The organism is Herbaspirillum sp. WGmk3 (assembly GCF_023952535.1).
GTDB lineage: Bacteria > Pseudomonadota > Gammaproteobacteria > Burkholderiales > Burkholderiaceae_D > Herbaspirillum > Herbaspirillum huttiense.
In genome coordinates, this window is the sequence record NZ_JAKYWT010000007.1 from 43,032 (window position 1) to 68,834 (window position 25,803).

A 25,803-nucleotide genomic window follows, 5' to 3' on the forward strand; every position below is an offset into this window, starting at 1 on the left:
TATTTTTAACCGGACCAGCCTGCTCGCATGTTTCCACATGGGAACAAACGCATTTGTTCAGCGTGACCGGGCTCAATAAACCGATGGCGACTGGCGCTGCTCGCGTGCTTCGCGCTCAATCGCCTGGGCCTGCATGAAGGCATCGAAGGAACGCTCGATGGTCGCGCGCTCGACATCGCGGGTGATGAAGACGATGCGGCTGCGGCGGTCTTCCGAGGGCCACTCCGGCAGCGTGGCCGTGGGGTGGAAGATGTGCTGCACGCCGTGGATGACGGTCGGCCTGTCCTCGCCCTTGAGATTGAGGATGCCCTTGATGCGCAGGATGTTGGGGCCCTTGAAGCCGACCAGCAAACTCAGCCACTCATCGAAGAGCACCGGATCGATGGGTTCGTCGAAGGTAAAGCAGAAGGCGCGGATGTGGTCATCGTGACGATTGACGTCATGGGCGTGATCGTCATGGTGGCGGCCATGATGATCGTGGTGTCCGTGCTCGTGGCCATGGCCGTGGTGATGGTGCGCATGATGGGCGTGCGCCTCTTTCTCGGCGAAGGCTTCCTCGTTGAGCCAGCGCGCGACGTCAGGCATCTTCTCGCCGGGCTTGAAGAGGCCCGCGTCGAGCAGCTCGGCAGCAGCGATCTGCCCGACCTGCGGCTGCAGCTGGCGCGCGCCGGGATTGAGCGTGCGCAGGCGCGCCTGCAGGGCCGACAGCGTATCGGCGTCCACCAGGTCGGTCTTGGTCAGCAGCAGGCGGTCGGCGACGGCGGCCTGCTGGATCGCTTCCGGGTGATGGTCCAGGGTCGACATGCCGTTGACGGCATCCACCGTGACGATCACGCCATCGAGGCGATAGCGCTCCGAGATGAAGGCATCGGTCATCAGCGTATGCAGGATGGGCGTGGGCGAGGCCAGGCCGGTGGTCTCGATGACCACACGGTCGAACTTGCGCTGGCCGCCTTCGGCGAAGCGCCAGGTGATGTCCTTCAAGGTCTTCTTGAGGTCGCCACGGATGGTGCAGCACAGGCAGCCGCTGCTCATCTCGACGATGGTCTCTTCCTGGCTGTGGGCCACCAGCAGGTGATCCAGGCCGATCTCGCCGAACTCGTTGATGATGACCAGGGTGTTCTTCATCTCCGGCTGGGTGATGAGATGGTTCAGCAGCGTGGTCTTGCCGCTGCCCAGGAAACCGGTCAGCAGGGAAACGGGTATCGGCGCGCTGCCGGCAGGGACGGATGGATTCATGGTGTAAGGACGGGGAGTAAGGACGATGCAGCCGTCATGCTACCTGATGCGTCAAGCGGACTGCCTCCGCGAGACAAAAAAAAGACGGACCGCATGGGGGTCCGTCCTGACGGCAAGCCGCGCCCGGCGGGAACCGGTGTCTTTACCTGGTTTTACCGCAGGGCAGGAATTCACGCTCTGAATGGCCGCCCGCGCTGCATTCACCCGCGTGATGGATGCGCGTTACTCGTTGTCGTGCGCATCCAGCGGCACTTTTTCCGTCTTCTCTTCGGTCTTGGCCAGTCCCGGCAGCAGGTGGCCCAGCTTGCGCGCCTTGGTGCCCAGGTAGCCGATGTTGAAAGGATTGTGGTTGGCGATCAGGGCGATGCGCTCGGCCACCGTGATGCCGCTGTCTTCCAGCGCCTTGACCTTGCGCGGGTTGTTGGTCATCAGGCGCAGGCTGGTGATCTTCAGGTGCGCCAGCATGGGCAGCACGATGGTGTAGCGGCGCATGTCGGCGGGGAAGCCCAGGCGTTCGTTGGCTTCGACCGTATCGGCGCCCTGGTCCTGCAGGTGATAGGCGCGGATCTTGTTCAACAGGCCGATGCCGCGGCCTTCCTGGCGCAGGTAGAACAGCACGCCACGGCCTTCCTTGGCGATCTTCTTCAGGGCCGCTTCCAGCTGGGCACCGCAGTCGCAGCGCTGGGAGAACAGCGCATCGCCGGTCAGGCACTCGGAGTGCACGCGGCCCAGCACCGGCTCGCCGTTGCCGACATCGCCCAGAGTCAGGGCCAGGTGTTCCTTGCCGGAAACTTCATCGTAGAAGGCGTGCAGTTCGAAGGTCGCCCAGGGCATGGGCAACTTGCACGAACTGACGAAAACCAGTTTTTCTTCCGGCGCGGCAGCGGCCGGTGCGATCGGTGAGGACATGACAACCTGCTTTCGAATCGAATGCTCAGAACCGCGTATCTTACCTTGGGCCGGGGTTTATTTCAGCGCGCGGGCCGCTCCGGTGAAGGCAATTGTCCAATTCGTGCAGGGAATTTGAACAGGCCGGGCTGGCCGCGTCATAATGCCAGCCAGTCCGGGACACACCGGACACGGTGCCAGCCCCAAGGGCGGCATCCCCTTGAAAGCCGGTCAACGATAACAAAGGGAGACAACCGTGCTGTTCGATTACGTCATCGCCGGTGGCGGCTCGGCGGGTGCCACACTGGCCGCCCGCCTGTCGGAAGATCCACGCGTCACGGTCTGCCTGCTGGAAGCCGGCGGCCAGGGCGACAGCCTGCTGGTGCGCACCCCGGCCGCCGTGGTGGCCATGCTGCCCGGCTACGGCAAGCTCAACAACTGGGCGCTGCAGACCACTCCCCAGGCGGGCCTGAATGGCCGCCGTGGCTACCAGCCGCGCGGCCGCGCCCTGGGCGGCTCTTCGGCCATCAACGCCATGCTCTACATCCGTGGGCAGCGCCAGGACTACGATGGCTGGGCCCAGGCTGGCTGCCCGGGCTGGGATTGGGAGTCGGTGCTGCCCTACTTCAAGCGCTCCGAGAACAATGTGCGCGGGGCCGATGCCTGGCACGGGGCCAGCGGCCCGCTGCAGGTCTCGGAACAGAATCGCCCGCGCCCGATCACGCGCGCCTTCATCGAAGCGGCGCAAGCGCGCGGCTATCCGCTGTGCCAGGACTTCAATACCGGCGACAACGAAGGCGTGGGTCTGTACCAGGTCACGCAATTCCACACGTCCGATCATCGCGGCGAGCGCTGCTCGGCGGCGGCGGCCTACCTGCATCCTGTGATGGGGCAGCGGCCCAACCTGACCGTGCTGCGCCAGGTGCGCGCACAACGTGTCTTGTTCGAGGGCAAGCGTGCCGTGGGCGTGGCCTATCGCCAGCAGCAGCAAGAAGCGCAGGTGCGCGCCACGCGTGAAGTCATCCTCGCCGCCGGGGCCTTTGGCTCGCCGCAATTGCTGCAACTGTCGGGGGTGGGCCGGCCCGAGGACATCCTGCCGCATGGCATCGCCCTGCATCACGCCCTGCCCGGGGTGGGCCAGAACCTGCAGGATCACCTCGATTTCACGCAAGGATGGACCACCCGCGACACCGACAACTTTGGCCTCGGCGTGGTCGGCGGCCTGCGCCTGCTGGGCCAGCTGCTGCCCTGGAAGCGCCATGGCGAGGGCCTCATCGCCACGCCCTTTGCGGAAGGCGCAGCCTTCCTCAAGACCCGTCCGGAGCTGGAGCGGCCGGATATCCAGCTGCATTTTTGCATCGCCATCGTGGATGACCATGCAAGAAAGCTGCATGCCGGTTATGGCTTCTCCCTGCACATGTGCATGCTGCGCCCGCATTCGCGCGGCCGCGTGGGGCTGCAATCGGCCGATCCCATGGCCGATCCGCTGATCGATGCGGGCTATCTCTCCGACCCGCGCGACCTGGCCACCATGATCGCGGGGGCCCGCATCGCGCGCCAGATCGTCATGACCGAACCGCTGCGCCGCTATTGCCGGCGCGAACTGTTCGGTGGCCGCGAGGACATGGATGACGCAGCGTGGGAAGCCATGATCCGCCAGCGTGCCGACACCATCTACCATCCGGTGGGTACTTGCCGCATGGGCGAGGATCAGATGGCGGTGGTCGATGCGCAATTGCGCGTGCATGGACTGCAGGGCCTGCGCGTGGTGGATGCGTCGGTCATGCCCACGCTGGTCAGCGGCAACACCAATGCACCCACCATCATGATTGCCGAGAAGGCAGCTGACATGATCCGCGCCAGCCAGGCGCATGCCGAGGCAGCCTGACACTGTTCGATGACACCATGCAAGGATGCATCAATGACTGATACCACCGCTGCAGAATTGCAGCAGCTCTTCATCGCGCAACAGCAGGCGTTTGCTGCCGACAGTGATCCCTCGCATGCAGTGCGCATGGACCGGCTGGCGCGCCTGCAGACCCTCATGGGCGAGCACGAAGCAGCCCTCATCGCCGCCATCGACGCCGACTTCGGGGGCCGCTCGCACCATGAGACACGGATGGCCGAACTGTTCGTTCTGCGCGCCGGAATCCGCCATGCGCAGTCGCACCTGAAACGCTGGATGCGTCCGCAACGCGTGGCCACCGCCCTGCACTTCCTGCCCGGCAGCAATCGCCTGCTGGCGCAGCCGCTGGGCGTGGTGGGCATCATCTCGCCATGGAATTACCCGCTGCAACTGGCGCTGGGCCCGGCGCTGGCGGCCCTGGCGGCGGGCAACCGGGTGCTGCTCAAACCCTCCGAACTCACGCCCCGGCTCTCGGCCCTGCTGGCCGAGCTGGTCGCGCGTTACTACGCCCCGGAGGAAATGGCCGTGGTCACCGGGGACGCCAGCATCGGACAGGCTTTTGCATCGCTGCCGTTCGATCACCTGTTCTTTACCGGGTCGACCCAGGTCGGACGCCAGATCGCGCAACTGGCGGCGGCCAATCTCACACCCGTCACGCTGGAACTGGGCGGCAAGTCGCCTGCCATTCTCGATACCTCGTGCCGCTTGCCGGCCAGTCTGCAGCGCATCGCCTTCGGCAAGCTGCTCAATGCCGGGCAGACCTGCGTGGCACCGGACTATCTGCTGGTACCGCGCGGACAAGCGGCCGGGGTGGCGCAACAACTGACCGAAGCGATGGGCCGTCTGTATCCGCGCCTGCATGACAACCCCGACTACACCGCCATCATCAGCCCGCGCCATCGGGCGCGATTGCAGGCGATGGTGGAAGAAGCGCGTGCGGCGGGTGCGCAGGTGATCGAGGTGAACCCGGCGGGAGAACAGCTGGGCCAGAGCCGCAAGCTCGCGCCCACGCTGATTCTGGGCGCGACTGCGTCGATGCGGGTGCTGCAGGAAGAGATCTTCGGGCCGGTGCTACCCATCCTCGAATACGAAACACTCGAGCAAGCCATCGCCCATGTGCGGCAAGGTCCGCGCCCGCTGGCGCTGTACTGGTTCGGCGAGGATGCGGCACGGCGCGAACAGGTGCTGCGGCAGACCCATGCGGGCGGCGTGACCATCAATGATTGCCTGTGGCACCTGGTGCAGGAGGAACAGCCCTTTGGCGGCGTCGGCGAAAGCGGCATGGGCGCGTATCACGGGCGCTGGGGTTTCGATACCTTCAGCAAGCGCAAGCCGGTGTTCCGGCAGGCGCGTTGGAACGGCGGGTCGCTCTTGCATCCGCCTTATGGAAACAAATTTGAATGGGTGATGGGGTTGATCAGGCGATTGAGCTGACGCGGCTCATCCGGGAGCAGGCAGCAGATCCAGATACAAGCGCAGCGAACGCTGCACGCTCTCGGCCACGAGGGTGGTGATGACCGCATGGTCGCCGCTGACGCAGGCCTCATCAAGGGCGTCGTAATACGCCAGCCGGTCTTCCTTGCGGATGACCGCCGGGGGATAGCCGGATTTCATCAGTTCCAGGTTCAACAGCAGGCGGCCGCTGCGGCCATTGCCATCGATGAAGGGATGGATCTTCACGAAGCGCGTATGCAATTGCGCCGCACGTTCGACCGCATGCAGGCTGCCGGCCTGTTGATGCCACGCCAGCAAGGCGCGCATTTCATCGTTGAGATGCAGGAAATCCGGCGGAGTGGTGCTGGCACCGGCGATCACCACGTTCTCGCGGCGATAGCGGCCCGCCTCATCGGCATCGATCCCCTTGAGCACCAGACTGTGGATGTCCTTGATGTGCGCTTCGCTCAGGGGCTCGTGGCCGGCCACGACCTGCTCGACGAAGAGGATGGCATCGCGGTGATTGATGGCCTCGAAGTGCTCGCGCAGCGACTTGCCGCCGACGGTGATGCCTTCCAGCACCACCTTGGTTTCGCGCAGGGTCAGCGTGTTGCCTGCGAGGGCATTGGAATGGAAGGTCCAATCCAGTACCAACTTCTCGCGCAGCGATGCTTGCGTATAAGGAGGTAGAGGGCGCGCCGCATCAAGCGCTGACTTTGCAGCATCGACCGCGACGTGCCGGGCGGCCGGTGACATGGCCCTCTATGAAGATGGTCAGACCAACCCGTGCGCCTGCTGATCCGCATGGTAGCTCGAGCGCACCATCGCGCCCACGGCGGCATGCACGAAGCCCATCTTGTAGGCCTCTTCCTCGTACATCTTGAAGGTGTCGGGGTGCACGTAGCGGCGCACCGGGAGGTGGTCGCCGCTGGGCATCAGGTACTGGCCGATGGTGAGCATGTCGACGTTGTGCGCGCGCATGTCACGCATGACCTGCAGCACTTCCTCGTCGGTTTCGCCCAGGCCCACCATGATGCCGGACTTGGTCGGCACTTCCGGATGCAGGTCCTTGAAGCGCTTCAACAGGCTCAGCGAATATTCGTAATCCGAACCCGGACGCGCTTCCTTGTAGAGGCGCGGGGCGGTTTCGAGGTTGTGGTTCATCACGTCCGGGGGAGCCATCTTGAGGATTTCCAGCGCACGGTCCATGCGGCCACGGAAGTCCGGGGTCAGGATCTCGATGCGGGTCTCGGGCGACAATTCACGCACACGCTGGATGCAGGCTGCGAAGTGCGCCGCACCGCCATCGCGCAGGTCGTCGCGGTCCACGCTGGTGATGACCACGTAGGACAGGCGCAACTGGGCGATGGTCTTGGCCAGGTTTTCCGGCTCGTTGGGGTCCAGCGGATCGGGGCGGCCGTGGCCGACGTCGCAGAAGGGGCAGCGGCGGGTGCACTTGTCGCCCATGATCATGAAGGTCGCGGTGCCCTTGCCGAAGCACTCGCCGATGTTGGGGCAGGAGGCTTCCTCACAGACCGTCACCAGGTTGTTGGCGCGCAGGATGTCCTTGATCTCGTAGAAACGCGTGGTGGGCGAACCGGCCTTGACGCGAATCCAGTCCGGCTTCTTCAGCTTTTCGGCGGCGACCACCTTGATCGGGATCCAGGCGGTCTTGCCGGCGCCCTTCTGCTTGTCCAGCGGATTGGCGCGCGCCGAGCCGGTGGCATTGGAGGAAGAATCTGCTGCGGGAGTGAGTTCGGTAGTCATGTCGGTCGTTCCGGCCCCGGGCGCACGCGGCGCGTGGGGCTCAAGCCATGCCCGCGAAGCGGGCGATCAGTTGGTCGGCAAGCAAGTCCTGGACAGCGTCCAGCCGGGCATCGGCAGCCCCGAGGGTCTGCATGTCCACGGTGGCCAGGCCTTCGTAGCCGCAGGGGTTGATCCAGGAAAACGGTGCCAGGTCCATCGCCACATTGAGCGAGACACCATGGTAAGTGCAGCCGTTGCCCCGTATCTTCAAGCCCAGCGCGGCCACCTTGGCGCCCTGCCAGGGGCCGTCGGCGGCGTAGATGCCGGGCGCCCCCTCCTTGCGTACACCGGCCAGATTATACGCCGCCAGCGTGGCGATCACCGCCTCTTCGATGTTGTGCACGAATTCGCGGGCGAACAGGCGCGCCCCGCTGCGGTTGCGGCGCAGGTCCATCAACAGGTAGATCACCACCTGGCCAGGGCCGTGGTAAGTGACCTCGCCGCCACGGTCGGTCTGGACAATCGGGATGTCGTGTGGATTCAACACATGGGCGCGGTCGGCACCCAAGCCCAGCGTGTAGACAGGGGGATGCTCGACGATCCAGAGCTGGTCGGGGGTATCGGCGGTGCGCGCATCGGTGTAGGCGCGCATGGCGGCGAAGCTGGCCTCGTAGGGCTCGACGCCGCGCCGGACGATCTCGGGCCGGCGGGCGCCAGCCATGGGCGTGCTGGCGGTGGGCAGTGCGGTTTGCATGCCCGCCAGTGTAGCGAAATTCGTCTTTGCCCGTATCAGAACCAGCGGATCAGGCCGTGCGGCAAGAGCTTGGCAATACGGATCGGATCGCCACCACACCCCTTGGGAGGCAAGAGCGTGACCGTGAACTCGGCCGCGCCGTTGACCGCTTCGAAGATGGCGTCGCCGCGCCCGTGGTAGTCGAAGCAGCGGCCGGGCTGGAGCCAGATGTCGTCGCGGCAGCCGGCAATGGTCAGCCACACCAGTCCGGAGGTCACGCGGATGCGTACGCCGCCCTGCAGGCGGCGGGTCTGTACCTGGCCTTGCTGCAACTGGCCGGGAAGGCTGGGATCTGTGAATGAAATTGTCATGGCGCTGGCTCCTGTGCTCGACTGTCTGATTCGCCAGGCAAGCCGCGTCCCTGCTGCGATGCCCGGGAGGGTGCGGCTGCAAGGGGGAAGATGCCTGGAGTGATGCGTGATGAGTCATCATTGTAGGAAAGCTCGCAAGCGCAGCAAAACGATATATATTGCTCGTCCTTGCTAATTTAATTCACAAGGAGCCGTCATGGCCGATTTGCGCAAGCTCCCCAACCTGGCCGCCCTGCGCGCCTTTGATGCGGCCGCCCGCCATGGCTGCTTCTCGCGTGCGGCTGAAGAAGTGCACGTCACGCCGGGGGCGATCAGCCACCAGGTGCGCGCATTGGAGGAAGACCTGGGCCTGCAGCTGTTCCATCGCCATGGCAAGCGCATTTCCATCACCGAGACCGGCGAACGCTTCGCCGCCACCATCCGCAAGGCCCTGGGCGAGATCGCGCAAGCGGCCGACCACCTGCGCAGCCAGACGCGCCAGCAGCGGCTGGTGATCTCGGCCACGCCCTCCTTCGCTTCACGCTGGCTGGCGCCGCGCCTGTGGAAGTTCATCGATGTCCATCCGGAAATCGAGGTGGTGCTGCAATCGGGCAGCCATCTGGTCGACCTGCGGCTGGACGGGGTGGACATCGGCATCCGCTTTGGCCGGGGCCAGTACGCGGGCGTGGTCACCGAGAAACTGAGCGAGGACTACTACTACCCGGTGGCCGCGCCCGGCTATCGCGGCAAGCAGAACAAGAAGCTGGTGCGTCCCGCCGACCTGGTGCACTGCACCCTGCTGCGCATGGACACGCGCGAATCCTGGCAACCGTGGCTGACCCTGGCCGGGCTGGACCTGCCCGAGCCGCGCGGCACGCTGGTGGTGGAGGATTCTTCGCTGACGCTGCGCCATGCGGTGGAGGGCAAGGGGGTGGCGCTGTCGCGCCATACGATTGCCTGGCAGGAGATCGCCAGCGGCACCCTGGTGCGGCTGTTCGACGTGGCGCAACTGTGCGAGGAGGCGCACTATCTGGTGCATCTGCCGGAAGGGCTGGAGAAACCGGGAGTGGCGGCCTTCAGGAAATGGATCGTGGAAGAGATGCGGCAATTCCAGGCGCAGTCGGAATGGCCGGGCAAGGTGCAGAAAACGTCAACCCGCAAGAAGTGATGTGCGCATGAAAAAACCGGCGCGCCTTGCGGGCTGCGCCGGTTTTCGCCAGGGGGATGGCGGACCTCAGAGCACGAACTTGACCATCTCGTGCGTGGAGAGCGCGCGGTAGATGTTGTCGAGCTGGGTGCGGCTGGTGGCGCGCACGGTCAGGGTCAGCGACAGGTACTTGCCCTGGGTGGAGGGACGCATCTCGACCTTGCCCGCGTGAAACTCGGGGTCGTGCTCGATGACCATGGCGACGATGGTCTCGGCGAAGGCGTCATGGGTGATCCCGACCACCTTGATGGGGAAGTCGCTGGGATACTCGATCAGGGATTCTTCAGGGGAAATAGTGGGCATAGTCATGGCAAACCGCCTTGGCGTTGTCCGCCTGGCGCTCCGGTTTCAATGCTCCCAGATGGGGATGAACAAGCCGGGTTCAAGCGGAGGTGTTGGGTGGGGAATGCCTGCATTCTACGCCATGCGGGCGGGGCGGCGTGCAGAAAACCGCAGCGCCACCCGCTGGTCATGACAAGCTGCAAATGTCTTACAGCCGCGCCTTGGCCGCCTGATACGCCGCATACACCTTGGCAAACACCGGCCCCGGCTGGCCGCTGCCGACCGGCTGGCCATCGAGCGTGACCACCGGCAGCACTTCCTTGCTGGCCGAGGAAATCATGAGTTCATCAGCCGCCAGCACTTCCTCACGCGTGATGCGACGCGACTCCAGCACGATGCCCTGCTCGGCGCACAGCTCTTCCATCAGGCCATAGCGGATGCCTTCCAGGATCAGGTTGTCCTTGGGCGGCGCGGAAATCTTGCCATCCTTGACCACCCACACGTTGGAGGACGACGCCTCCGACAGATAGCCATCACGGAACTGGATCGCTTCGGTCACCTGATGCTCGGCCGCAAATTGCGCCGCCAGCACATTGCCCAGCAGCGACGTCGACTTGATCTGGCAGTTCAGCCAGCGGCGGTCTTCCATGCTCACGCAGGCCACACCCTTCTCGATGGACGCGGCCGGCGGCAGGGCCATCGGATTGGTCATGATCAGCACCGTCGGCACCACCTCCTTGGGGAAGGCATGAGCCCGCTTGGCCACGCCGCGGGTGACCTGCAGGTAGATCATCTGGTCGTCCAAACCGTTGGCCTCGACCACCTGGTCGATGAGGGCATTCCAGCCGGCTTCGTCATGCGGATTCGGAATACCGATGCTGTCGAGGCTGCGGAACAGGCGCGCCAGGTGTTGCTGGCCACGGAAGGCCTTGCGGCGATACATGGGGATCACCTCATAGATGCCATCGCCAAAGATGAAGCCGCGGTCCAGCACCGGCACGCGGGCTTCAGAGAGAGGCGTGAGTTCGCCGTTGAGGTAGACGATGGGATCGTTCATGATGGGCTTTCCGGTAATCGAGAGTGATCGGGTGAAGGCGGCAACCGTGCCGCGATGAATCCATTCTGTCACGCAGCTTCCGGCGTCCCCATGCAAAAACGGTATAACGTCCCCCTGCCCTCACGCCGCAATCGGCAGCGCCTCCACACGATGTCCGGCATCCTCGCCGGCGGCGGGCGGCACGAATTTCCAGCGCACGTCATGGAAGCGCGCCAGCGTCTCGCGGTGGGCGATGCTGATCACGGTCACGCCCGGCAGCTCGCGCGGCAAGGCGGCATAGAGTGCTTCCTCGGTCTCGCCATCCATGGCGCTGCTGGCCTCGTCCAGGAACACCAGGCGCGGACGGTTCAGGAACACCCGCACGAACGCCAGCCGCTGCTGCTCGCCCGGTGACAGCGCCTGGCTCCAGTTGGCTGCCACGTCCAGCCGCGATGCAAGATGCGCAAGACGGCACAAACCCAGGTAACGCGTAATGAGCGCATCCTCGAAACTGCCCTCGGCAGCCGGATAGGAGAGCGCTGCACGCAGCGTGCCGATGGGCAGGTAGCTGCGCTGGGGCAGGAACATCGCGGGCGCATCCTGCGGCAGCGCGATGCGGCCCTCGCCGTAAGGCCAGATGTCGGCCATGGCGCGGATCAGGGTCGACTTGCCGCAACCGGAAGGACCGCTGATGAGCACGTGTTCGCCCGACTCCACGCGGGCATCCAGACGGCGCAGCATGAGGCTGCCATCGGGGAAGGACAACTGCACTCCGTCCAGCATCACCGCACTGCCGCCATGCTGCGTGACGGCCAGCGTGCGCGGCATGCCGGCAGCGCGTTCGACATCCGCGTGGAAGCCCGCCAGCCGGTTGATGGAAGCCTTCCAGCTGGCCAGCGTGGTGAAGGCATTGATGAACCACGACAGCGCATCCTGCACCTGCCCGAAGGCATCGCTGATCTGCATCAGCACGCCCAGCGAAATGGCCCCGGAAAAATAGCGCGGTGCCGACACCAGCATGGGGAAGATCACCGCGAACTGCCCGTAGAAATTGACGGCCACGTTGAGCTTCTTGGTCAGCCGCATGATGTTCCACCAATTCTCGCGGATGTCATCCAGCCGGGCAGTCAGCTGCGCGCGCTCCTGCGGCTCGCCGCGATACAGGGCCACGGCCTCGGCATGCTCGCGCACGCGGATGAGTCCAAAACGGAAATTGGCCTCGAAGCGTTCCTGGTTGAAGCTCAATCCCACCAGCGGGCGGCCGATCCACCACACCACACCGGAGCCGATGGCGGCATAGGCGATCACGAACCAGACCATGTAGCCGGGAATGACCCACGATTGCCCCAGCGCCGTAAAGGACAGCGGCCCGCTGACCGACCACAGGATGTGGATGAAGGAGAACAGCGTCACGCTGCTGGAAATGAAACCCAGCACCAGCGACAGCGTATCGCTGGTCAGCGCATGCAGGTCCTCGGCAATGCGCTGGTCAGGGTTGTCGGAGAGGCGGCCCTCCTGTCCCTGCTCGATGCGGTAGTAGGCTCGATGCGCCAGCCAGCGGTCAAGGTAGCGCGTGCTCATCCAGTAGCGCCAGCGGATCTGCAGCGCCTGCTTCAGGTAGACGCTGTAGATGGCGATGGCCACGAAGACGAAGGCCAGCCCCGAGAACTGCCACAGCAGCGATTTGAACTGCGGATAGTCGCGCGACTGCAGCACGTTGTACATGTCGCGGTTCCAGGAATTGAGCCGCACGTTGATGTAGACCATGCCCAGGTTCAAAGCCAGGATGGCCAGCAGCAGGGCCCAGGCCTTCCACTTTTCTTCGGAAACCCAGAAGGGCTTGATGAGGCGCCAGATCTCCGCGCGGGTCGCGCGATTGGCGTGGCTGGCCTGGCGGGCCGGTGTTTGTTCGGTCATGGCGAATCCTGTGGATGTTGTCTTCTTTGCTGCCCAGCTTGCCGCAAAAGACTTAACTCAGGCTTAAAGCTGCATCAGGAAGGCCCTGGAAAGCATTAAGGAGCGCTTAATGCTTTTGCAATTGAGCATTAACGGCTATGGAATGCATCGAAACAATCAATCCCGCGCGCCCGTGAACAAGGCTAGACTGCGGTCTTCGCCGATATTGCCGTGCATCAATGCTGCTCTTGGCAGCAGCGTGCATGGCCAGCGGCCCCTCTTTCGGAGAATTCCATGCAGACCCTTCCCCCCAAGCGCCGCTCGCTCAGCGTGGCGGCCCAACTGGCACTGAGCTTTGCACTGGTGCTGGCGATGATGCTGGTGCTGACGGTGGCCAGCATTTCCAAGGTCAATGCCATCGAAGGCAGCCTGGCCACGGTGAGCGAGGACAACAGCGTCAAGCAGCGCTATGCCATCAATTTCCGTGGCAGCGTGCACGACCGCGCCATTGCCCTGCGTGACCTGACGCTGGTGGGCGACGCCGAGGTCAAGGACGTGATTGCCCTGATCAACAAGCTCGATGCCGACTACCAGCAATCGGCCCGGCCGCTCGATACGGTCTTCTCCACCATGAAGGTCAATGCGGATGAACGTGCCAGCCTGGAACGCATCAAGGCGGTCGAAGCCCGCACCATGCCGCTGGCCGCCAAGGCCATCGCCCTGCGCACTGCCGGCGATGTCGACGGCGCACGCCAGCTGCTGCTGACCCAGGTAAAACCGGCCTTCGTCGAATGGCTGGCCGCCATCAATCACTTCATCGACCTGGAAGAACGCATGAGCCAGATCGAATCCGCCAAGGCCCGCAGCACCGCCCACGGCTTCCAGGCCTTCATCCTGGTGCTGCTGGGAGCCGCGCTGGTGGCCGGTGCCGTGCTGGCCACGCTGATCACCCGCAGCATCCGGGGTGCGCTGGGTGCGGAACCCGATGAGGTCAAGCAGCTGGCACTGGCGGTGGATCGCGGCGAGCTGTATCACGCCGCTGCCGCAACCCGTGGCGACGGCGGCAAGCGCCAGAGCATCATGGCGGCGCTCTCCGAGATGAGCGGCAACCTGCGCAATACCGTGACCCATGTGCGCGATGCCGCCACCGGCGTGGCCACCATCAGCGCCCAGATCGCCGCCGGCAACAGCGACCTCTCGGCGCGAACCGAAGACCAGGCCGCCTCGCTGGAAGAAACCGCCTCGGCCATGGAGCAGCTCACCGCCACCGTGAAGCAGAATGACGGCCACGCCCGCGAAGCCAATCAACTGGCCCGCAACGCCTCCGACATCGCCAAACAGGGCGGTGCCATCGTGGAAGAAGTGGTCGATACCATGGCGGCCATCAACAGCTCCTCGCGCAAGATCGTCGACATCATCGGCGTGATCGACAGCATCGCTTTCCAGACCAACATCCTGGCCTTGAATGCCGCCGTGGAAGCGGCCCGTGCCGGCGAACAGGGACGCGGTTTTGCGGTGGTGGCCACCGAAGTGCGCAACCTGGCCCAGCGCAGTGCCGCCGCCGCCAAGGAGATCAAGCAGTTGATCGATACCTCGGTCGGCAATGTGGACACCGGTACCCGCCTGGTGGAACGCGCCGGCGAGACCATGGAGCAGATCGTGGCCAGCGTGCAGCAGGTCACCGATGTGATGGGTGAAATCTCGGCCGCCAGCCACGAGCAGAGCCTGGGTATCGAGGAAGTCAACAAGGCCATCGCGCTGATGGATCAGGTGACCCAGCACAATGCAGCCCTGGTGGAAGAAGCCACGGCCGCCGTGGCCACGCTGCAGGAGCAGGCCGTGAACCTGACACGGGCAGTCGGTGTGTTCCAGCTGGATGCGCCTGATGCAGCAGGACTGGTGGCAGCCCCGGCACCCGCGCCCGTGCTCAACACCGTGCAGGTCCCGCTGCGCGTGGTGCCCAAGCTGGAAGTGGTGCGCAAGGCTGCGTGATTCAAAGCAGCAGTCAGCGTGATTCGTCGCACGGCGCAAGCAGGCTGACTGCACAAGGGCGAGGCTCTACATTACAGCTCGCCCAGGAATTGCTCCACAAACCCACGCATCTTCTCCTGACGCGCCTGCGCCATGGCGGCACCGGCAGCCGTCTGGAATCCTTCCTGCAAGCGGAACAGCTTGGCCGGGAAATGATCCAGCGCATAGCGCGTATCCTGCAGCGGCCGTTGCTGCGCCTGCGGATCGAGCGCTTCATAGAGGCTCGATCCCATCCTCCCCGCCACATAGAAACAGCGCGCCACGCCGATGGCCCCGATGGCGTCCAGCCGGTCGGCATCCTGCACGATCTTCGCCTCCAGCGTCAGCGGCGTGATCTGCGCCGAATAGCTGTGGGCCTGCACGGCATGGGCCACGCGCTGTGCCTCCTCCCGCGTCCATCCCAGTGACAGCAAAATCTCCTGTGCGCGTTGGGCAGAGAGCGTGGACGCCTGGCTGCGCAGCGGCGAATTCTTTTCCACCCGCACGCAGTCATGCAGGATGACGGCCGCCAGCAGAATGCGCAGGTCGCCGCCCTCCTCGGCCTGCAGGCGGCGGGCGTTGTTCCATACGCGCAAGAGATGCGAGAGGTCATGCGAGCCATCGCCGGCGTCATCCTCGACCTGCGGCAACAATTGCGCGGCCAGCGTGTCGAAGGGGCGGAAGGCGGCGGCAACCTGGGAAAGATTCATGATTCAAACAGATACAAGGGTGACAATTCATCAGTATCGCAGATCAATCACAGGGACCGGAAAATGCGGCCGGGTTCACCATTCCGATTTTCCGACAAGTGTTTTCCCAGGGCTCTGCTACACGCAAGCCGGTCGCATGTGAGATGATGCGGCTTCCATCAATTTCGCGGCCTGCCCCGGGATCACGATAGCGGCCCTGCTGCCGCAGCGATCTGCCCGCCGCGCATGAACGGCGTACCGCCACGCGCAACATTCCCTTCCGGTACGCCACAGTAACAACGCCCGACCGCGCCGCTACGCTGGTGGCTGCCTCGCTGGCAGTCTGCCTGTCGCACCGCCGTCGGCCCTGATCCGATTTTTGGAGTTCCCTGATGTTCAGCTGGTTTGAAAAACTGGTCCACCCCTACCCCGAGTCGCAGCCGATGCCGCCGCCGCGCGGCTTCATGCGCTTCATCTGGTTCTGTACCAAGGGCGTGCGGCCCTACATCGCCGCCATGACCTTGACGACGGCCATCATCGGCATCTTCGAGGCACTGCTCTTTGCTGCGCTCGGCCGCATCGTCGACTGGCTGTCCAAGATCGAGCCGGCGCAGCTGTGGGCGCAGGAAGGCCATACCCTGGTGTGGCTGGTGGTGATCCTGGCGGCCAGTCCGCTGCTGATCGCGCTGCAGACCATGTACAAGCACCAGACCCTGGCAGGCAATTTCCCCATGCTGCTGCGCTGGAATTTCCATCGCCTCATGTTGAGCCAGAGCATGAGTTTCTATCAGAACGAGTTCGCCGGACGTGTCGCCACCAAGGTCATGCAAAGCGCGCTGGCGGTGCGCGACTTCTGCATGATCGTGGGCGACATCCTGGTCTTCATCGCCATCTACTTCGCGACCCTGATCGGTGTGGTCGGCAGCTTCGACATGTGGATGCTGGCCCCCTTCTTCATCTGGCTGGCGGCCTTCGCGGTGGCCTTGCGCTACTTCGTGCCGCGCCTGTCGGCAGTGGCACGCAACCAGGCCGATGCGCGCTCGCTGATGACCGGGCGCATCACCGATGCCTATACCAACATCGCCACCGTGAAGCTGTTCTCGCATGCCGGGCGCGAGGCCGATTACGCCCGCAGCGCCATGCGCGAATTCCTCACCACGGTCAATCGCCAGATGCGTCTGGTGTCGGGCTTCGAGGTGGTCAATCACATCCTGAACATGGTGCTCATCATCGGTGCTACCGGGGTCTCGCTGTATCTCTGGACCCAGGGCAAGGTCGGTGTCGGTGCGGTGGCAGCCAGCACGGCAATGGCGCTGCGCCTGAACGGCATCGCGCACTGGGTGATGTGGGAAATGTCCTCGCTGTTCGAACACGTGGGTACCGTGCAGGATGGCATCAATACCCTGGCGCGTGCGCACGAGGTCAAGGATGCCGCCGATGCAAAACCGATCAAGGTCAGCCAGGGCGAACTGCGCTTTGAGGGCGTCAGCTTCAGCTATGGCGGCTCGGCCCCGCGCCCGGTGGTGGACAAGCTGGACCTGGTGATTCGCCCCGGCGAAAAGATCGGCCTGGTGGGTCGCTCCGGTGCAGGCAAATCGACCATCGTCAACCTGCTGCTGCGCTTCTACGATATCGAGGGCGGCCGCATCACCATCGATGGCCAGGACATCGCCCACGTCACGCAGGACAGCCTGCGCGCGCAGATCGGCATGGTCACGCAGGATACTTCCCTGCTGCATCGCTCGGTGCGGGAGAACATCACCTATGGCCGTCCCGATGCCAGCGATGCCGAGATGATCCACGCCGCTGAACGGGCCGAGGCGCATGACTTCATCGGCACCCTGGCCGATGCCAAGGGCCGCACCGGTTACGACGCCCACGTGGGCGAGCGCGGCGTGAAGCTTTCCGGTGGCCAGCGCCAGCGTATCGCCATTGCCCGCGTAATGTTGAAGGATGCGCCGATCCTGCTGCTGGACGAAGCCACCAGTGCGCTCGATTCAGAAGTGGAAGCAGCCATCCAGACCTCGCTCTACAAGCTCATGGAAGGCAAGACCGTGGTGGCCATTGCGCACCGCCTCTCGACCATTGCGGCGATGGACAGGCTCATCGTGCTGGACCAGGGCCGTATCGTGGAGCAAGGCACGCACGCTGAATTGCTGGCCGCCGGTGGTTTGTATGCGCGCTTGTGGTCGCATCAGAGTGGCGGCTTCCTCGGTGAGGAGGAAGAGGATGCAGCCGTGATGGCGTGATGCCGCAAAGGCGTAACGCCTGATTTTTATAAATGATTTAGATCATTTTTGGCTGCTGCAAAAAAAATGGGCGCACTGTCGAGTGCGCCCATTTTTCTTTTCTGTCCGGCTTTATTGCAGATTGAACGATGCCGTTTTCACGTCCTTGGAGTCCAGCCCGATCTGCACCTGGAATTCGCCCGGCTCGGCCACGTATTGCAGCTTGGCGTTGTAGAAGGACAGTGCCTTGCGGTCGATGCTGAACTGCACCTCTTTCTCTTCACCCGGCTGCAGCATCACCTTGCGGAAATCCTTCAACTCCTTGACCGGACGCACCACTGACGCGGCCACATCGCGGATGTACAACTGCACTACAGTCGCACCCGCACGGCGGCCCGTGTTCTTCACCGTCACGCTGGCCTGCACCTTGCCATCCGCCGTCATGGTCGGCTGCGACAGGCGCACTTCGGAGAGCTTGAACTCGGTATAGCTCAGACCGTATCCGAACGGATACAGCAGGCCATTGGGTTCATCGAAGTACTGCGAGGTGTAGTTGCCCGGCTTGCCTTCGGTATAGGGACGGCCCACGCGCGGATGGTTGTAGTAACTCGGGATCTGGCCAACCGAACGCGGGAAGGTGATGGGCAGCTTGCCGGAAGGATTGACGTCACCGAAGAGCAGGTCGGCAATCGCATTGCCGCCCTCGGTACCGGTGTACCAGGTTTCCAGAATCGCCGCGGCATTCTCGCGCGCCCAGTTCAGATCCAGCGGACGGCCATTCATCAGCACCAGCACCAGCGGCTTGCCGGTGGCCTTCAATGCCTTGAGCAGATCCAGCTGGCTCTGCGGCAGCGACAGCGAAGTACGGCTGGAAGATTCATGCGACATGCCACGCGATTCGCCCACGGCGGCCACGATCACCTCCGCATTGCGCGCCGCCTTGACGGCCTCATCGATCATGGCCTTGGGGCTGCGCTTGTCCTGCACCACTTCCGGATCATCCCAGTTCAGGAAGTTGAGGTAATCGACGATGTGCTTGTCCTCGGTGATGTTGGCACCGCGTGCGTAGACCAGCTTGCCCTGCCCTCCCATCGCCGCCTGCAAACCTTGGCGCAGCGTGATGGTCTGCTTGTCCTTGCCGGCGGCGGACCAGCTGCCCAGCATGTCGATGTGCGAATCAGCCAGCGGGCCGACGAGCGCGATGCGTGCGTTCTTCTTCAGCGGCAGCGCAGCGTTGCGGTTCTCCAGCAGCACCATGGACTGCTGCGCCACTTCGCGCGCATCGCGGCGATGCAGGCGGCTGTCGGCATAGACGTCGGCCGGATCATCGGCCGCACGGCCGATGCGCACATACGGATCCTTGAACAGGCCCAGGTCGTACTTGGCTCCGAGGATGTCGCGCACGGCGTTGTCCAGTTCCTGCTGAGAGACCTTGCCCGAGCGCACCAGCTCCGGCAATTGCTTGATGTAGACCTGGTCGGCCATGCTCATGTCGGTGCCGGCCTTCATGGACAGGCGCGCGGCTTCGGCATCGTTCTGTGCCACGCCATGATTGACCAGTTCGGTGATGGCACCGTGGTCAGATACGGTCAGGCCCTTGAAGCCCCAATCCTTGCGCAACAGGTCCTGCAGCAGCCAGGTGTTGGAGGTGGCCGGTGCGCCGTTGATGGAATTGAGCGCGACCATGACCGCTCCCGCGCCTGCATCGATGGCAGCGCGATACGGCGGCAAGTAGTCGTTGTACATGCGCTGCGGATCCATGTTGACGACGTTGTAGTCACGTCCGCCTTCGACCGCACCGTACAGCGCAAAATGCTTCACGCTGGCCATGACGCGATTGGCGGCGATGGGCTTGGTGTCGCCCTGCAGGGCGCGCACCGAGACCTCGGCAATGCGCGAGACCAGGTAAGGATCTTCACCAAAGCCTTCAGACGTGCGGCCCCAGCGCGGATCGCGGCTGATGTCGACCATGGGTGCAAAGGTCATGTCGATGCTGTCGGCTGCGGCTTCCTCGGCGGAGATGCGCATGGCGCGTCCGACGATGTCCATGTCCCAGCTGGAGGCCAGCCCCAGGCCGATGGGGAAGGTGGTGCGGTGGCCATGGATGACGTCATAGGCGAAGAACATCGGGATCTTCAGCCGCGAGCGCATGGCGCCGTCCTGCAAAGGACGATTCTCGGGACGGGTCACGGAATTGAAGGTGCCCCCCACGCGCCCGGCGGCCAGTTCCTCGGCCAGTTTCTTGGCGGGCATGTCAGGACCGATGCTGATCAGGCGCAACTGCCCGATCTTTTCTTCCAGCGTCATCTGGCGCAGCAGGTCGTCGATGAAGGCAGTCTTGTCGCCGAGCAAGGCGGGATTGGCTTGCGCGTGGGCGGCCGGGCCGGTGAGCGCGGCGCTGCAGGCCAGCGCGCACAGGGTCATGGCCAGGGCCAGGCGGGGACGGCGCGCGGACGCGGCTTGCCGCTCGGTAAGCTTGTGGGACACGGGTTTCCTCTCTCTTTTTTAAACTTTGGCGGCAGTCTGCCCTCTACTCTGTGACCTGCACAAGCGGGACAGCAGCCGGAGCGGCGGGAGCAATTATTGCTTGCGTTGTTTGATGCTTAGCCAGCCGGACGGTTCGCTATATTATTCTGTTTTGATGCCTGCGGGACACGCAGGCGCATGGCGGCGACCCAGGTTCCAACGTCCGCGCGCCGCTTCTTCATGGAGAAATGCATTGATCAGACATGGATTGAAATGGCCCCTGCTGCAGGGCCTGGTACTCGCGGCATCCCTGCTGACGGCCTCGGTACAGGCACAGAGCGCGCAGGGCTTCGACCTCAACCAGGCGGTGGCACGCGCGAAGGAACTGGCCGCCAAGCCCTATCAGAAACCGGTGAGCAATCTCTCGCCGACCTTCGCGGCGATGCAGTTCGCCGATTACATGAAGATCCAGCCCAAGAGCGAGAAGTTCGAATGGCGCGACCAGAAGACGCCCTTCAAGCTGGCCTTCTATCACCAGGGCATGCAATTCAATGCCCCCGTAGCCATCCACGAAATCATCGATGGCCGCGTGCAGGACGTGGGCTACAGCACCGACCGCTTCAACTTCGGTGACCTGGCGCTGGCCAAGGACAGCACGGCACACCTGGGCTATGCGGGCTTCCGCGTGGTCTATCCCCTCAATCGCGATGACAAGGAAGACGAAGTCATGAGCGTGCTGGGCGCGAGCTACTTCCGCGTGATCGGCAAGGGACAGGTGTACGGACTCTCGGCACGTGGACTGGCGATCGATACCGCCATGATGAGCGGCGAAGAATTCCCGCATTTCACCGAGTTCTGGATACAGCGTCCGGCCCCGGGCGAAAAGCAGCTGACCTTCTACGCGCTGCTGGATTCGCCGCGTGCGACCGGCGCCTACAAGTTCACGCTCACGCCCGGCAAGGATGCCCTGCTCGATGTGCAGGCCCGCGTGTTCCTGCGCGCCGAGGTGGGCCGTCTGGGCATTGCGCCGCTGACCAGCATGTTCCTGTTCGGACCGAACCAGCAATCCTCGCGCCGCAACTTCCGTCCGGCCATTCATGATTCCAATGGCCTGGCGATCCATACGGGCAATGGCGAGTGGCTGTGGCGTCCGCTGAACGATCCGCAGAACGTGGAAGTGAGTTCCTTCGAGGTCACCAATCCGCGCGGCTTTGGCCTCCTGCAGCGTGGCCGCGAATTCTCTTCCTATGAAGACCTGAAGGACCGCTACGACCTGCGTCCCTCGGCCTGGATCGAACCCAAGGGCGACTGGGGCAAGGGTGCCGTACAACTGGTTGAAATCCCGACCGCCGACGAGACCAATGACAACATCGTGGCCTACTGGGTGCCTGCGCAACAACCCGCACGCGGCACGCCGCTGGCTTATGACTATCGCATCCACTGGACCATGGATGAACCCGCCATCCTCAACAATGAAGTGGGCTGGGTGAAGCAGACCTTCCATACCGATGGCGAACTCACGCAAGCCAACCTGATCCGCGCCTTTGATGGCACCACGGCCTTGCTGGTGGACTTCACCGGTGGGCCGCTGGGTTCCCTGCCCGCAGGGACGGCGGTACAGCCGCAGGTGAATGTTTCCAACAATGGCGAACTGATCGATGCCCAGCTGCAGCCCAATCCGGCCATCAATGGCTGGCGCCTGACGCTGCGGGTGAAGATTCGCAACGTGGCGCAGGCGGTCGAATTGCGCGCAGCGCTCACGGCCAACGGCAAGCCGCTCACCGAGACCTGGAGCTATCAGCTGCCGCCGCGTTCGGATGTGCAGCGGACTTTCTGATGTCGCCGTAAATTATTTATATCAATCAAAAAAGGGGCTGTTCCGAATGGAGCAGCCCCTTTTGCTTTGATGCGGAAAGATGATGCGATCAGCTCTCCACCGACTCCCCGCGCAGGCGCGCGATGACACCATCGAGCGCATCGAGGTCGTTGAAGTTGATGATCAACTGGCCCTTGTTGCGGGCACCGGTCTTGATGCTGACCTGGGTGGCCAGCAGGTCCGAGAGTTCTTCTTCCAGGCGCGCGATATCGCGCGACTTGTCCTTGGCTTCGCGCGGCTTGGCGGCCTGCTCGGCGCTGGCGCGGGTGACCAGCTTCTCGGCATCGCGCACCGACATGCGCTTGGCCACGATCTGGTTGGCCAGCTGGATCTGGGTCGCCGAATCGACGGCCAGCAGCGCACGGGCATGGCCCATGTCGATGTCGCCGGCCATGAGCATGGTCTGCACCGGCTTGGCCAGGTTCAACAGGCGCAGCAGGTTGGAGACCGCACTGCGCGAACGTCCCACGGCCAGTGCCGCCTGCTCGTGGGTGAAGGCGAAATCGGTGATGAGGCGATGGATGCCCTGGGCTTCTTCCAGGGGATTCAAATCCTCGCGCTGCATGTTTTCGATCAGGGCCATGGCGGCCGTGGTCTGGTCGTCCACATTCTTGACCAGCACCGGCACCTCGCTCAGCCCGGCGATCTTGGCCGCGCGGAAGCGGCGTTCGCCGGCGATGATCTCGTAGGTATCTTTCCCGTTCTTCTGGCCGATGGCGCGGATCAGGATGGGCTGCAGCAAACCCTGTTCCTTGATCGAGGCCGCCAGTTCATTGAGCGCGCCTTCATCCATGCGGGTACGCGGCTGATACTTGCCGGCCTGCAGTTCGGTCACGGCCATCACCGTGGGCAAGCCCTGCGCAGCTTGCGCCTGGGCTTCTTCAGTGATGTCGGAGGAGCCGCCGAGAAGCGCGTCCAGTCCGCGTCCCAGACCCTTGGATTTTTTCGGTAGAGTTGCCATGCGATTGCCTGATGAAAACGATGCGTGATTACGGCGTTGGGAGGTGCTGCCATTGGAGCGTGAATTCAAGCGTCAATTCGCGTATGAATTCACGCCTGAATTCGCGCTGTGATCAGCGCCTGAATTACAGCGTCTTGATGCGTTCAACCATTTCCGCGCCGAAGGCGATGTAAGCCTGTGCGCCCTTGGACGAAGGATCGAAGGTCACCCCCGGCAAACCATACGAAGGCGCTTCAGCCAGTCGCACATTGCGCGGGATGACGGTCTTGAAGACCTTGTCGCCGAAGTGCTGTTCCAGTTGGTCCGAGACCTGCTGCGACAACGTCATGCGCGGATCGAACATCACGCGCAACAGGCCAATGACTTTCAGCTCCGGGTTCAGCTTGGCGTGCACCTTCTTGATGGTGTTGACCAGGTCCGACAAGCCTTCGAGCGCGTAGTACTCGCACTGCATCGGGATGATGACGCCATGCGCCGAGCACAGCCCGTTCAGGGTCAGCATCGACAGCGCAGGCGGGCAGTCGATGAGGATGAAGTCATAGTCCTCGGCGACGGCGGCGAAGGCGATCTTCAGGCGCGCTTCGCGCTGTTCCAGCTCCACCATTTCCACTTCGGCACCGGCCAGTTCGCGGTTGGCGGGCAGCACGTCGAAGCCCCCGGCTTCGGAACGCTTGCGCACGGCGCGGATGTCGGACATGCCCAGCAGCACTTCATAGATCGAGCCTTCCAGCGTCGACTTGTTGATCCCCGCCCCCATGGTGGCATTGCCCTGCGGATCGAGGTCGGCCAGCAATACGCGCTGGTTCAGTTGTGCCAGTCCAGCCGCGAGATTGACTGCGGTAGTGGTCTTGCCTACGCCACCTTTCTGGTTGGCGACACAAAATATTTTTGCCATAGTTCGTTCTTATGAGTGCGTTATTGCGTGGTCAACTTGATGCCGAAACCGATCAGGAACACGCCGGCTGCCCGTGAGGCCAGCTTGGCGATGGTGCGATTGCGGGCCATGCGGCGCGCGGCGGCATTGCCGACGATGACCAGCAAGCTGCCATACAGGAGGGTGCAGCTGCTGATGACTGCGCCCATCGTGAAGAAGGTCAGCGCGCCTTGCTGCGTGGCCGGATCCAGGAACAGCGGGAAGAAGGCCATGTAGAACACGATGGCTTTCGGGTTGAACAAGGTGACCAAAAAGCCGCGCCGGAAATCTGCGGCATTGGAAAAGGGTACGACTGTACCACCGCCCTCGCCTCTTGCAAACAGGAGACGTCCGCCCAGGTAGGCCAGATAGGCCGCGCCCAGGTATTGCAGGCCATGGAACAGCAAGGGATTGGCATGCAGCAGAGCCGCCACGCCGGCTGCGGCCAGGAACATCAGCACGATGTCGCCCAGCATGAGACCCGCCTGCGCCATGAAGCCGCCGCGCAAGCCGCCCTTGGCCGCGCAGGTGAGCACGCAGAAGGTACCGGGACCAGGCAGGAGCAGGAACACCATGGTGGCCGCAATCAGTTGCCAGATGTCGGTGATGCCGAGGGAATGAAAGATCGCCTGCATGGTGGGTCTCCTTGAATGTGAGCGGCCCGGGTTGCTGCCCGGGCCGCTGGCCTGATGTGAGGTACCGTGTTACGGCTTGCTCTTGACCACCCGCGCGGTATCGAACCCTTGCTTGGTGGCGTTGTTGAGTGCGTTCTCGTATTGCTCGTCACTGATGGTGGGCGTGCGCGAGAGGATCCACAGGTATTCGCGCGAGGGGCTGCCCACGGTGGCCAGGGTGTATTGATCGTCCAGGTCCATGATCCAGTAGTCACCCCACACCATCGGGATCCAGGACAGCCAGGCCGGCGCAAAGCGCACTTCCAGCTTGCTGTTGTTGCTGCCCGGGACCACCCGCGCCACGCCCTTGGCTTCCTCCGTGCCATCGGCCGTCTTGCAGCGGTTGACGACATCGATCATGCCATCATCGCGCGCGGAATACTCTGCGCTGGTGCCGGAAATGCATTTTTTCTGGAAGCTGTTGGGAATCTTGGCGATTTCGTACCACTTGCCGGCGTAACGCTTCAGGTCCACCGAAGGGACCGTCTTGACCTCCTGAGCAGAGGCGGATGCCATGCCCAGGCCGCCATAGGCTGCCATCGAGACCATGGTGGCCACCAGGGCCAGTTTAAGTTTGTTCATCAGGTCGTTCTTTCCATGAAGATGAGATGCCGTTCGGCATCCAGGCCCGGTACCTGCAGGGGCTGCACTTGCTGCACCTTCCACCCCGCCGGCAACCGGTCGATTTCCTCTTGCGGCAGCACGCCCTTGAGCGCGATGTACTTGCCACCTTGTTGCAGGAGGTGGTTCGACCATGTGACGAAGTCCTTCAGTTCCGCAAAAGCACGTGAAGTGATGACATCGTATTGTTGCTCGACAGGCAACTGCTCGACCCGCGCATGCAGCACCGTCACATTGCCCAGATGCAATTGGGCCTTCACCTGATTGAGGAAAGCGGTTTTCTTCGAAACCGTATCGACCAGGGTAATCTGCATCTGCGGCTGCGCCTCGGCCGCCCAGATGGCCAGCACGATGCCCGGCAGGCCGCCACCGGCACCCACATCCAGCACACGCTGGGCACCCGCGAAGGCCGACACTGCCGAGAGCGAATCCAGCAAGTGGTGCGTCACCATCTGCGCCGGATCGCGCAAGGCCGTCAGGTTGTAGACCTTGTTCCACTTGGCCAGCAGAGCCTGGTATGCCATCAGCTTGTCGATCTGGGCAGCGGAGAGCGCCAGGCCCATGGCCTGGGCGCCTTCCTTCAGGGTGCGGGTCAGATTGTTCAGGTCTGCAGTGTTGCTCATCCGTGATGCCTTGGTATTGATCTGG

Annotated in this window: 22 protein-coding genes; 6 read left to right on the forward strand and 16 right to left on the reverse strand. The window is 63.5% G+C overall.

Annotated elements, in window-relative coordinates; translation table 11 throughout:
- Window positions 1-72 precede the first annotated feature (72 nt).
- Together MKD49_RS23040 and ribA are read right to left on the reverse strand one after the other, a co-directional pair.
- Window positions 73-1,239, reverse strand: a complete 1,167-nt coding sequence (locus MKD49_RS23040; protein WP_252697475.1) for a GTP-binding protein — start codon at window positions 1,237-1,239, stop codon at window positions 73-75.
- 222 nt (window positions 1,240-1,461) lie between these two features.
- Window positions 1,462-2,148: a GTP cyclohydrolase II gene (ribA, locus tag MKD49_RS23045; RefSeq protein WP_039790315.1), complete on the reverse strand. Its 687-nt coding sequence runs from the start codon at window positions 2,146-2,148 to the stop codon at window positions 1,462-1,464.
- A 235-nt stretch (window positions 2,149-2,383) separates the two neighbouring features.
- On the opposite strand from ribA, the gene MKD49_RS23050 reads away from it, so the two are divergent.
- A complete protein-coding gene (locus MKD49_RS23050; protein ID WP_252697476.1) occupies window positions 2,384-4,015 on the forward strand; it encodes a GMC family oxidoreductase N-terminal domain-containing protein in 1,632 nt (543 codons plus the stop codon).
- 33 nt (window positions 4,016-4,048) lie between these two features.
- Window positions 4,049-5,467 (forward strand): coniferyl aldehyde dehydrogenase, encoded by a 1,419-nt coding sequence (locus MKD49_RS23055; RefSeq protein ID WP_252697477.1) that lies wholly within the window; start codon window positions 4,049-4,051, stop codon window positions 5,465-5,467.
- Between the two features lie 6 nt (window positions 5,468-5,473).
- Here the strand turns inward: MKD49_RS23055 and MKD49_RS23060 are convergent, their stop codons facing one another.
- From MKD49_RS23060 to MKD49_RS23075, 4 genes are read right to left on the reverse strand one after another with little or no spacing between them, the layout of a single operon-like run.
- Window positions 5,474-6,223, reverse strand: a complete 750-nt coding sequence (locus MKD49_RS23060; protein WP_252697478.1) for a Fic family protein — start codon at window positions 6,221-6,223, stop codon at window positions 5,474-5,476.
- Window positions 6,224-6,241: 18 nt separating this feature from the next.
- Window positions 6,242-7,234, reverse strand: coding sequence for a lipoyl synthase (gene lipA, locus MKD49_RS23065; protein WP_008333855.1), 993 nt, complete (start codon window positions 7,232-7,234; stop codon window positions 6,242-6,244).
- A gap of 40 nt (window positions 7,235-7,274) precedes the next feature.
- Window positions 7,275-7,967, reverse strand: a complete 693-nt coding sequence (gene lipB / locus MKD49_RS23070) for a lipoyl(octanoyl) transferase LipB (RefSeq protein ID WP_134137683.1) — start codon at window positions 7,965-7,967, stop codon at window positions 7,275-7,277.
- A gap of 35 nt (window positions 7,968-8,002) precedes the next feature.
- Window positions 8,003-8,317, reverse strand: coding sequence for a DUF2917 domain-containing protein (locus tag MKD49_RS23075; RefSeq protein ID WP_252697479.1), 315 nt, complete (start codon window positions 8,315-8,317; stop codon window positions 8,003-8,005).
- Between the two features lie 196 nt (window positions 8,318-8,513).
- Between MKD49_RS23075 and gcvA the strand changes: the two genes are divergently transcribed.
- Window positions 8,514-9,464 (forward strand): transcriptional regulator GcvA, encoded by a 951-nt coding sequence (gcvA, locus tag MKD49_RS23080; RefSeq protein ID WP_134137682.1) that lies wholly within the window; start codon window positions 8,514-8,516, stop codon window positions 9,462-9,464.
- Window positions 9,465-9,530: 66 nt separating this feature from the next.
- Here the strand turns inward: gcvA and MKD49_RS23085 are convergent, their stop codons facing one another.
- The 3 genes from MKD49_RS23085 to MKD49_RS23095 form a co-directional block, all read right to left on the reverse strand.
- The gene (locus MKD49_RS23085) at window positions 9,531-9,812 is read right to left on the reverse strand and encodes a DUF493 family protein (protein ID WP_017452757.1); all 282 of its coding nucleotides are present in this window, start codon (window positions 9,810-9,812) and stop codon (window positions 9,531-9,533) included.
- 181 nt (window positions 9,813-9,993) lie between these two features.
- On the reverse strand, window positions 9,994-10,842 hold the full coding sequence (locus tag MKD49_RS23090; RefSeq protein ID WP_034335221.1) for a D-amino acid aminotransferase: 849 nt from the start codon (window positions 10,840-10,842) through the stop codon (window positions 9,994-9,996).
- A gap of 120 nt (window positions 10,843-10,962) precedes the next feature.
- Window positions 10,963-12,738 (reverse strand): ABC transporter ATP-binding protein/permease, encoded by a 1,776-nt coding sequence (locus MKD49_RS23095; RefSeq protein WP_252697480.1) that lies wholly within the window; start codon window positions 12,736-12,738, stop codon window positions 10,963-10,965.
- Window positions 12,739-13,011: 273 nt separating this feature from the next.
- Between MKD49_RS23095 and MKD49_RS23100 the strand changes: the two genes are divergently transcribed.
- A complete protein-coding gene (locus MKD49_RS23100) occupies window positions 13,012-14,709 on the forward strand; it encodes a methyl-accepting chemotaxis protein (RefSeq protein ID WP_252697481.1) in 1,698 nt (565 codons plus the stop codon).
- Window positions 14,710-14,780: 71 nt separating this feature from the next.
- Here MKD49_RS23100 and MKD49_RS23105 read toward each other — a convergent pair whose 3' ends face one another.
- Complete coding sequence (locus tag MKD49_RS23105) at window positions 14,781-15,437, reverse strand: HD domain-containing protein (protein ID WP_252697482.1); 657 nt, start codon at window positions 15,435-15,437, stop codon at window positions 14,781-14,783.
- Window positions 15,438-15,808: 371 nt separating this feature from the next.
- Here MKD49_RS23105 and MKD49_RS23110 point away from each other — a divergent pair, with 371 nt between their 5' ends.
- The gene (locus MKD49_RS23110) at window positions 15,809-17,665 is read left to right on the forward strand and encodes an ABC transporter ATP-binding protein (protein ID WP_121037421.1); all 1,857 of its coding nucleotides are present in this window, start codon (window positions 15,809-15,811) and stop codon (window positions 17,663-17,665) included.
- A 111-nt stretch (window positions 17,666-17,776) separates the two neighbouring features.
- Here the strand turns inward: MKD49_RS23110 and bglX are convergent, their stop codons facing one another.
- Window positions 17,777-20,131 carry a beta-glucosidase BglX gene (bglX, locus tag MKD49_RS23115; protein WP_252697483.1) on the reverse strand — a complete coding sequence of 785 codons (2,355 nt, stop codon included), beginning with the start codon at window positions 20,129-20,131 and terminating at the stop codon, window positions 17,777-17,779.
- A gap of 259 nt (window positions 20,132-20,390) precedes the next feature.
- On the opposite strand from bglX, the gene MKD49_RS23120 reads away from it, so the two are divergent.
- Entirely contained in the window at window positions 20,391-21,947 is a 1,557-nt protein-coding gene (locus MKD49_RS23120; protein ID WP_134137740.1) for a glucan biosynthesis protein G, read from the forward strand.
- 88 nt (window positions 21,948-22,035) lie between these two features.
- Here MKD49_RS23120 and MKD49_RS23125 read toward each other — a convergent pair whose 3' ends face one another.
- The 5 genes from MKD49_RS23125 to rsmG all read right to left on the reverse strand — a co-directional run bounded on the left by MKD49_RS23125 (window position 22,036) and on the right by rsmG (window position 25,778).
- On the reverse strand, window positions 22,036-22,947 hold the full coding sequence (locus tag MKD49_RS23125) for a ParB/RepB/Spo0J family partition protein (RefSeq protein WP_252697484.1): 912 nt from the start codon (window positions 22,945-22,947) through the stop codon (window positions 22,036-22,038).
- A gap of 124 nt (window positions 22,948-23,071) precedes the next feature.
- On the reverse strand, window positions 23,072-23,842 hold the full coding sequence (locus MKD49_RS23130) for a ParA family protein (RefSeq protein ID WP_039789186.1): 771 nt from the start codon (window positions 23,840-23,842) through the stop codon (window positions 23,072-23,074).
- Between the two features lie 20 nt (window positions 23,843-23,862).
- Entirely contained in the window at window positions 23,863-24,495 is a 633-nt protein-coding gene (gene leuE / locus MKD49_RS23135) for a leucine efflux protein LeuE (protein ID WP_039789187.1), read from the reverse strand.
- 69 nt (window positions 24,496-24,564) lie between these two features.
- Window positions 24,565-25,116 carry a lipocalin family protein gene (locus MKD49_RS23140; RefSeq protein ID WP_121037416.1) on the reverse strand — a complete coding sequence of 184 codons (552 nt, stop codon included), beginning with the start codon at window positions 25,114-25,116 and terminating at the stop codon, window positions 24,565-24,567.
- A complete protein-coding gene (gene rsmG / locus MKD49_RS23145; protein WP_121037413.1) occupies window positions 25,116-25,778 on the reverse strand; it encodes a 16S rRNA (guanine(527)-N(7))-methyltransferase RsmG in 663 nt (220 codons plus the stop codon). Before rsmG ends, MKD49_RS23140 begins: the two co-directional genes overlap by 1 nt.
- Window positions 25,779-25,803: the final 25 nt, after the last annotated feature.

Excerpts from the sequence above, each read along its gene's own strand:
- MKD49_RS23040 (WP_252697475.1), bottom strand. The coding sequence starts at position 1,239 with ATGAATCCATCCGTCCCTGCCGGCAGCGCGCCGATACCCGTTTCCCTG.
- ribA (WP_039790315.1), bottom strand. The coding sequence starts at position 2,148 with ATGTCCTCACCGATCGCACCGGCCGCTGCCGCGCCGGAAGAAAAACTG.
- MKD49_RS23055 (WP_252697477.1), top strand. The coding sequence starts at position 4,049 with ATGACTGATACCACCGCTGCAGAATTGCAGCAGCTCTTCATCGCGCAA.
- MKD49_RS23060 (WP_252697478.1), bottom strand. The coding sequence starts at position 6,223 with ATGTCACCGGCCGCCCGGCACGTCGCGGTCGATGCTGCAAAGTCAGCG.
- lipA (WP_008333855.1), bottom strand. The coding sequence starts at position 7,234 with ATGACTACCGAACTCACTCCCGCAGCAGATTCTTCCTCCAATGCCACC.
- lipB (WP_134137683.1), bottom strand. The coding sequence starts at position 7,967 with ATGCAAACCGCACTGCCCACCGCCAGCACGCCCATGGCTGGCGCCCGC.
- MKD49_RS23075 (WP_252697479.1), bottom strand. The coding sequence starts at position 8,317 with ATGACAATTTCATTCACAGATCCCAGCCTTCCCGGCCAGTTGCAGCAA.
- gcvA (WP_134137682.1), top strand. The coding sequence starts at position 8,514 with ATGGCCGATTTGCGCAAGCTCCCCAACCTGGCCGCCCTGCGCGCCTTT.
- MKD49_RS23085 (WP_017452757.1), bottom strand. The coding sequence starts at position 9,812 with ATGACTATGCCCACTATTTCCCCTGAAGAATCCCTGATCGAGTATCCC.
- MKD49_RS23090 (WP_034335221.1), bottom strand. The coding sequence starts at position 10,842 with ATGAACGATCCCATCGTCTACCTCAACGGCGAACTCACGCCTCTCTCT.
- MKD49_RS23095 (WP_252697480.1), bottom strand. The coding sequence starts at position 12,738 with ATGACCGAACAAACACCGGCCCGCCAGGCCAGCCACGCCAATCGCGCG.
- MKD49_RS23100 (WP_252697481.1), top strand. The coding sequence starts at position 13,012 with ATGCAGACCCTTCCCCCCAAGCGCCGCTCGCTCAGCGTGGCGGCCCAA.
- MKD49_RS23105 (WP_252697482.1), bottom strand. The coding sequence starts at position 15,437 with ATGAATCTTTCCCAGGTTGCCGCCGCCTTCCGCCCCTTCGACACGCTG.
- MKD49_RS23110 (WP_121037421.1), top strand. The coding sequence starts at position 15,809 with ATGTTCAGCTGGTTTGAAAAACTGGTCCACCCCTACCCCGAGTCGCAG.
- MKD49_RS23125 (WP_252697484.1), bottom strand. The coding sequence starts at position 22,947 with ATGGCAACTCTACCGAAAAAATCCAAGGGTCTGGGACGCGGACTGGAC.
- MKD49_RS23130 (WP_039789186.1), bottom strand. The coding sequence starts at position 23,842 with ATGGCAAAAATATTTTGTGTCGCCAACCAGAAAGGTGGCGTAGGCAAG.
- leuE (WP_039789187.1), bottom strand. The coding sequence starts at position 24,495 with ATGCAGGCGATCTTTCATTCCCTCGGCATCACCGACATCTGGCAACTG.
- MKD49_RS23140 (WP_121037416.1), bottom strand. The coding sequence starts at position 25,116 with ATGAACAAACTTAAACTGGCCCTGGTGGCCACCATGGTCTCGATGGCA.
- rsmG (WP_121037413.1), bottom strand. The coding sequence starts at position 25,778 with ATGAGCAACACTGCAGACCTGAACAATCTGACCCGCACCCTGAAGGAA.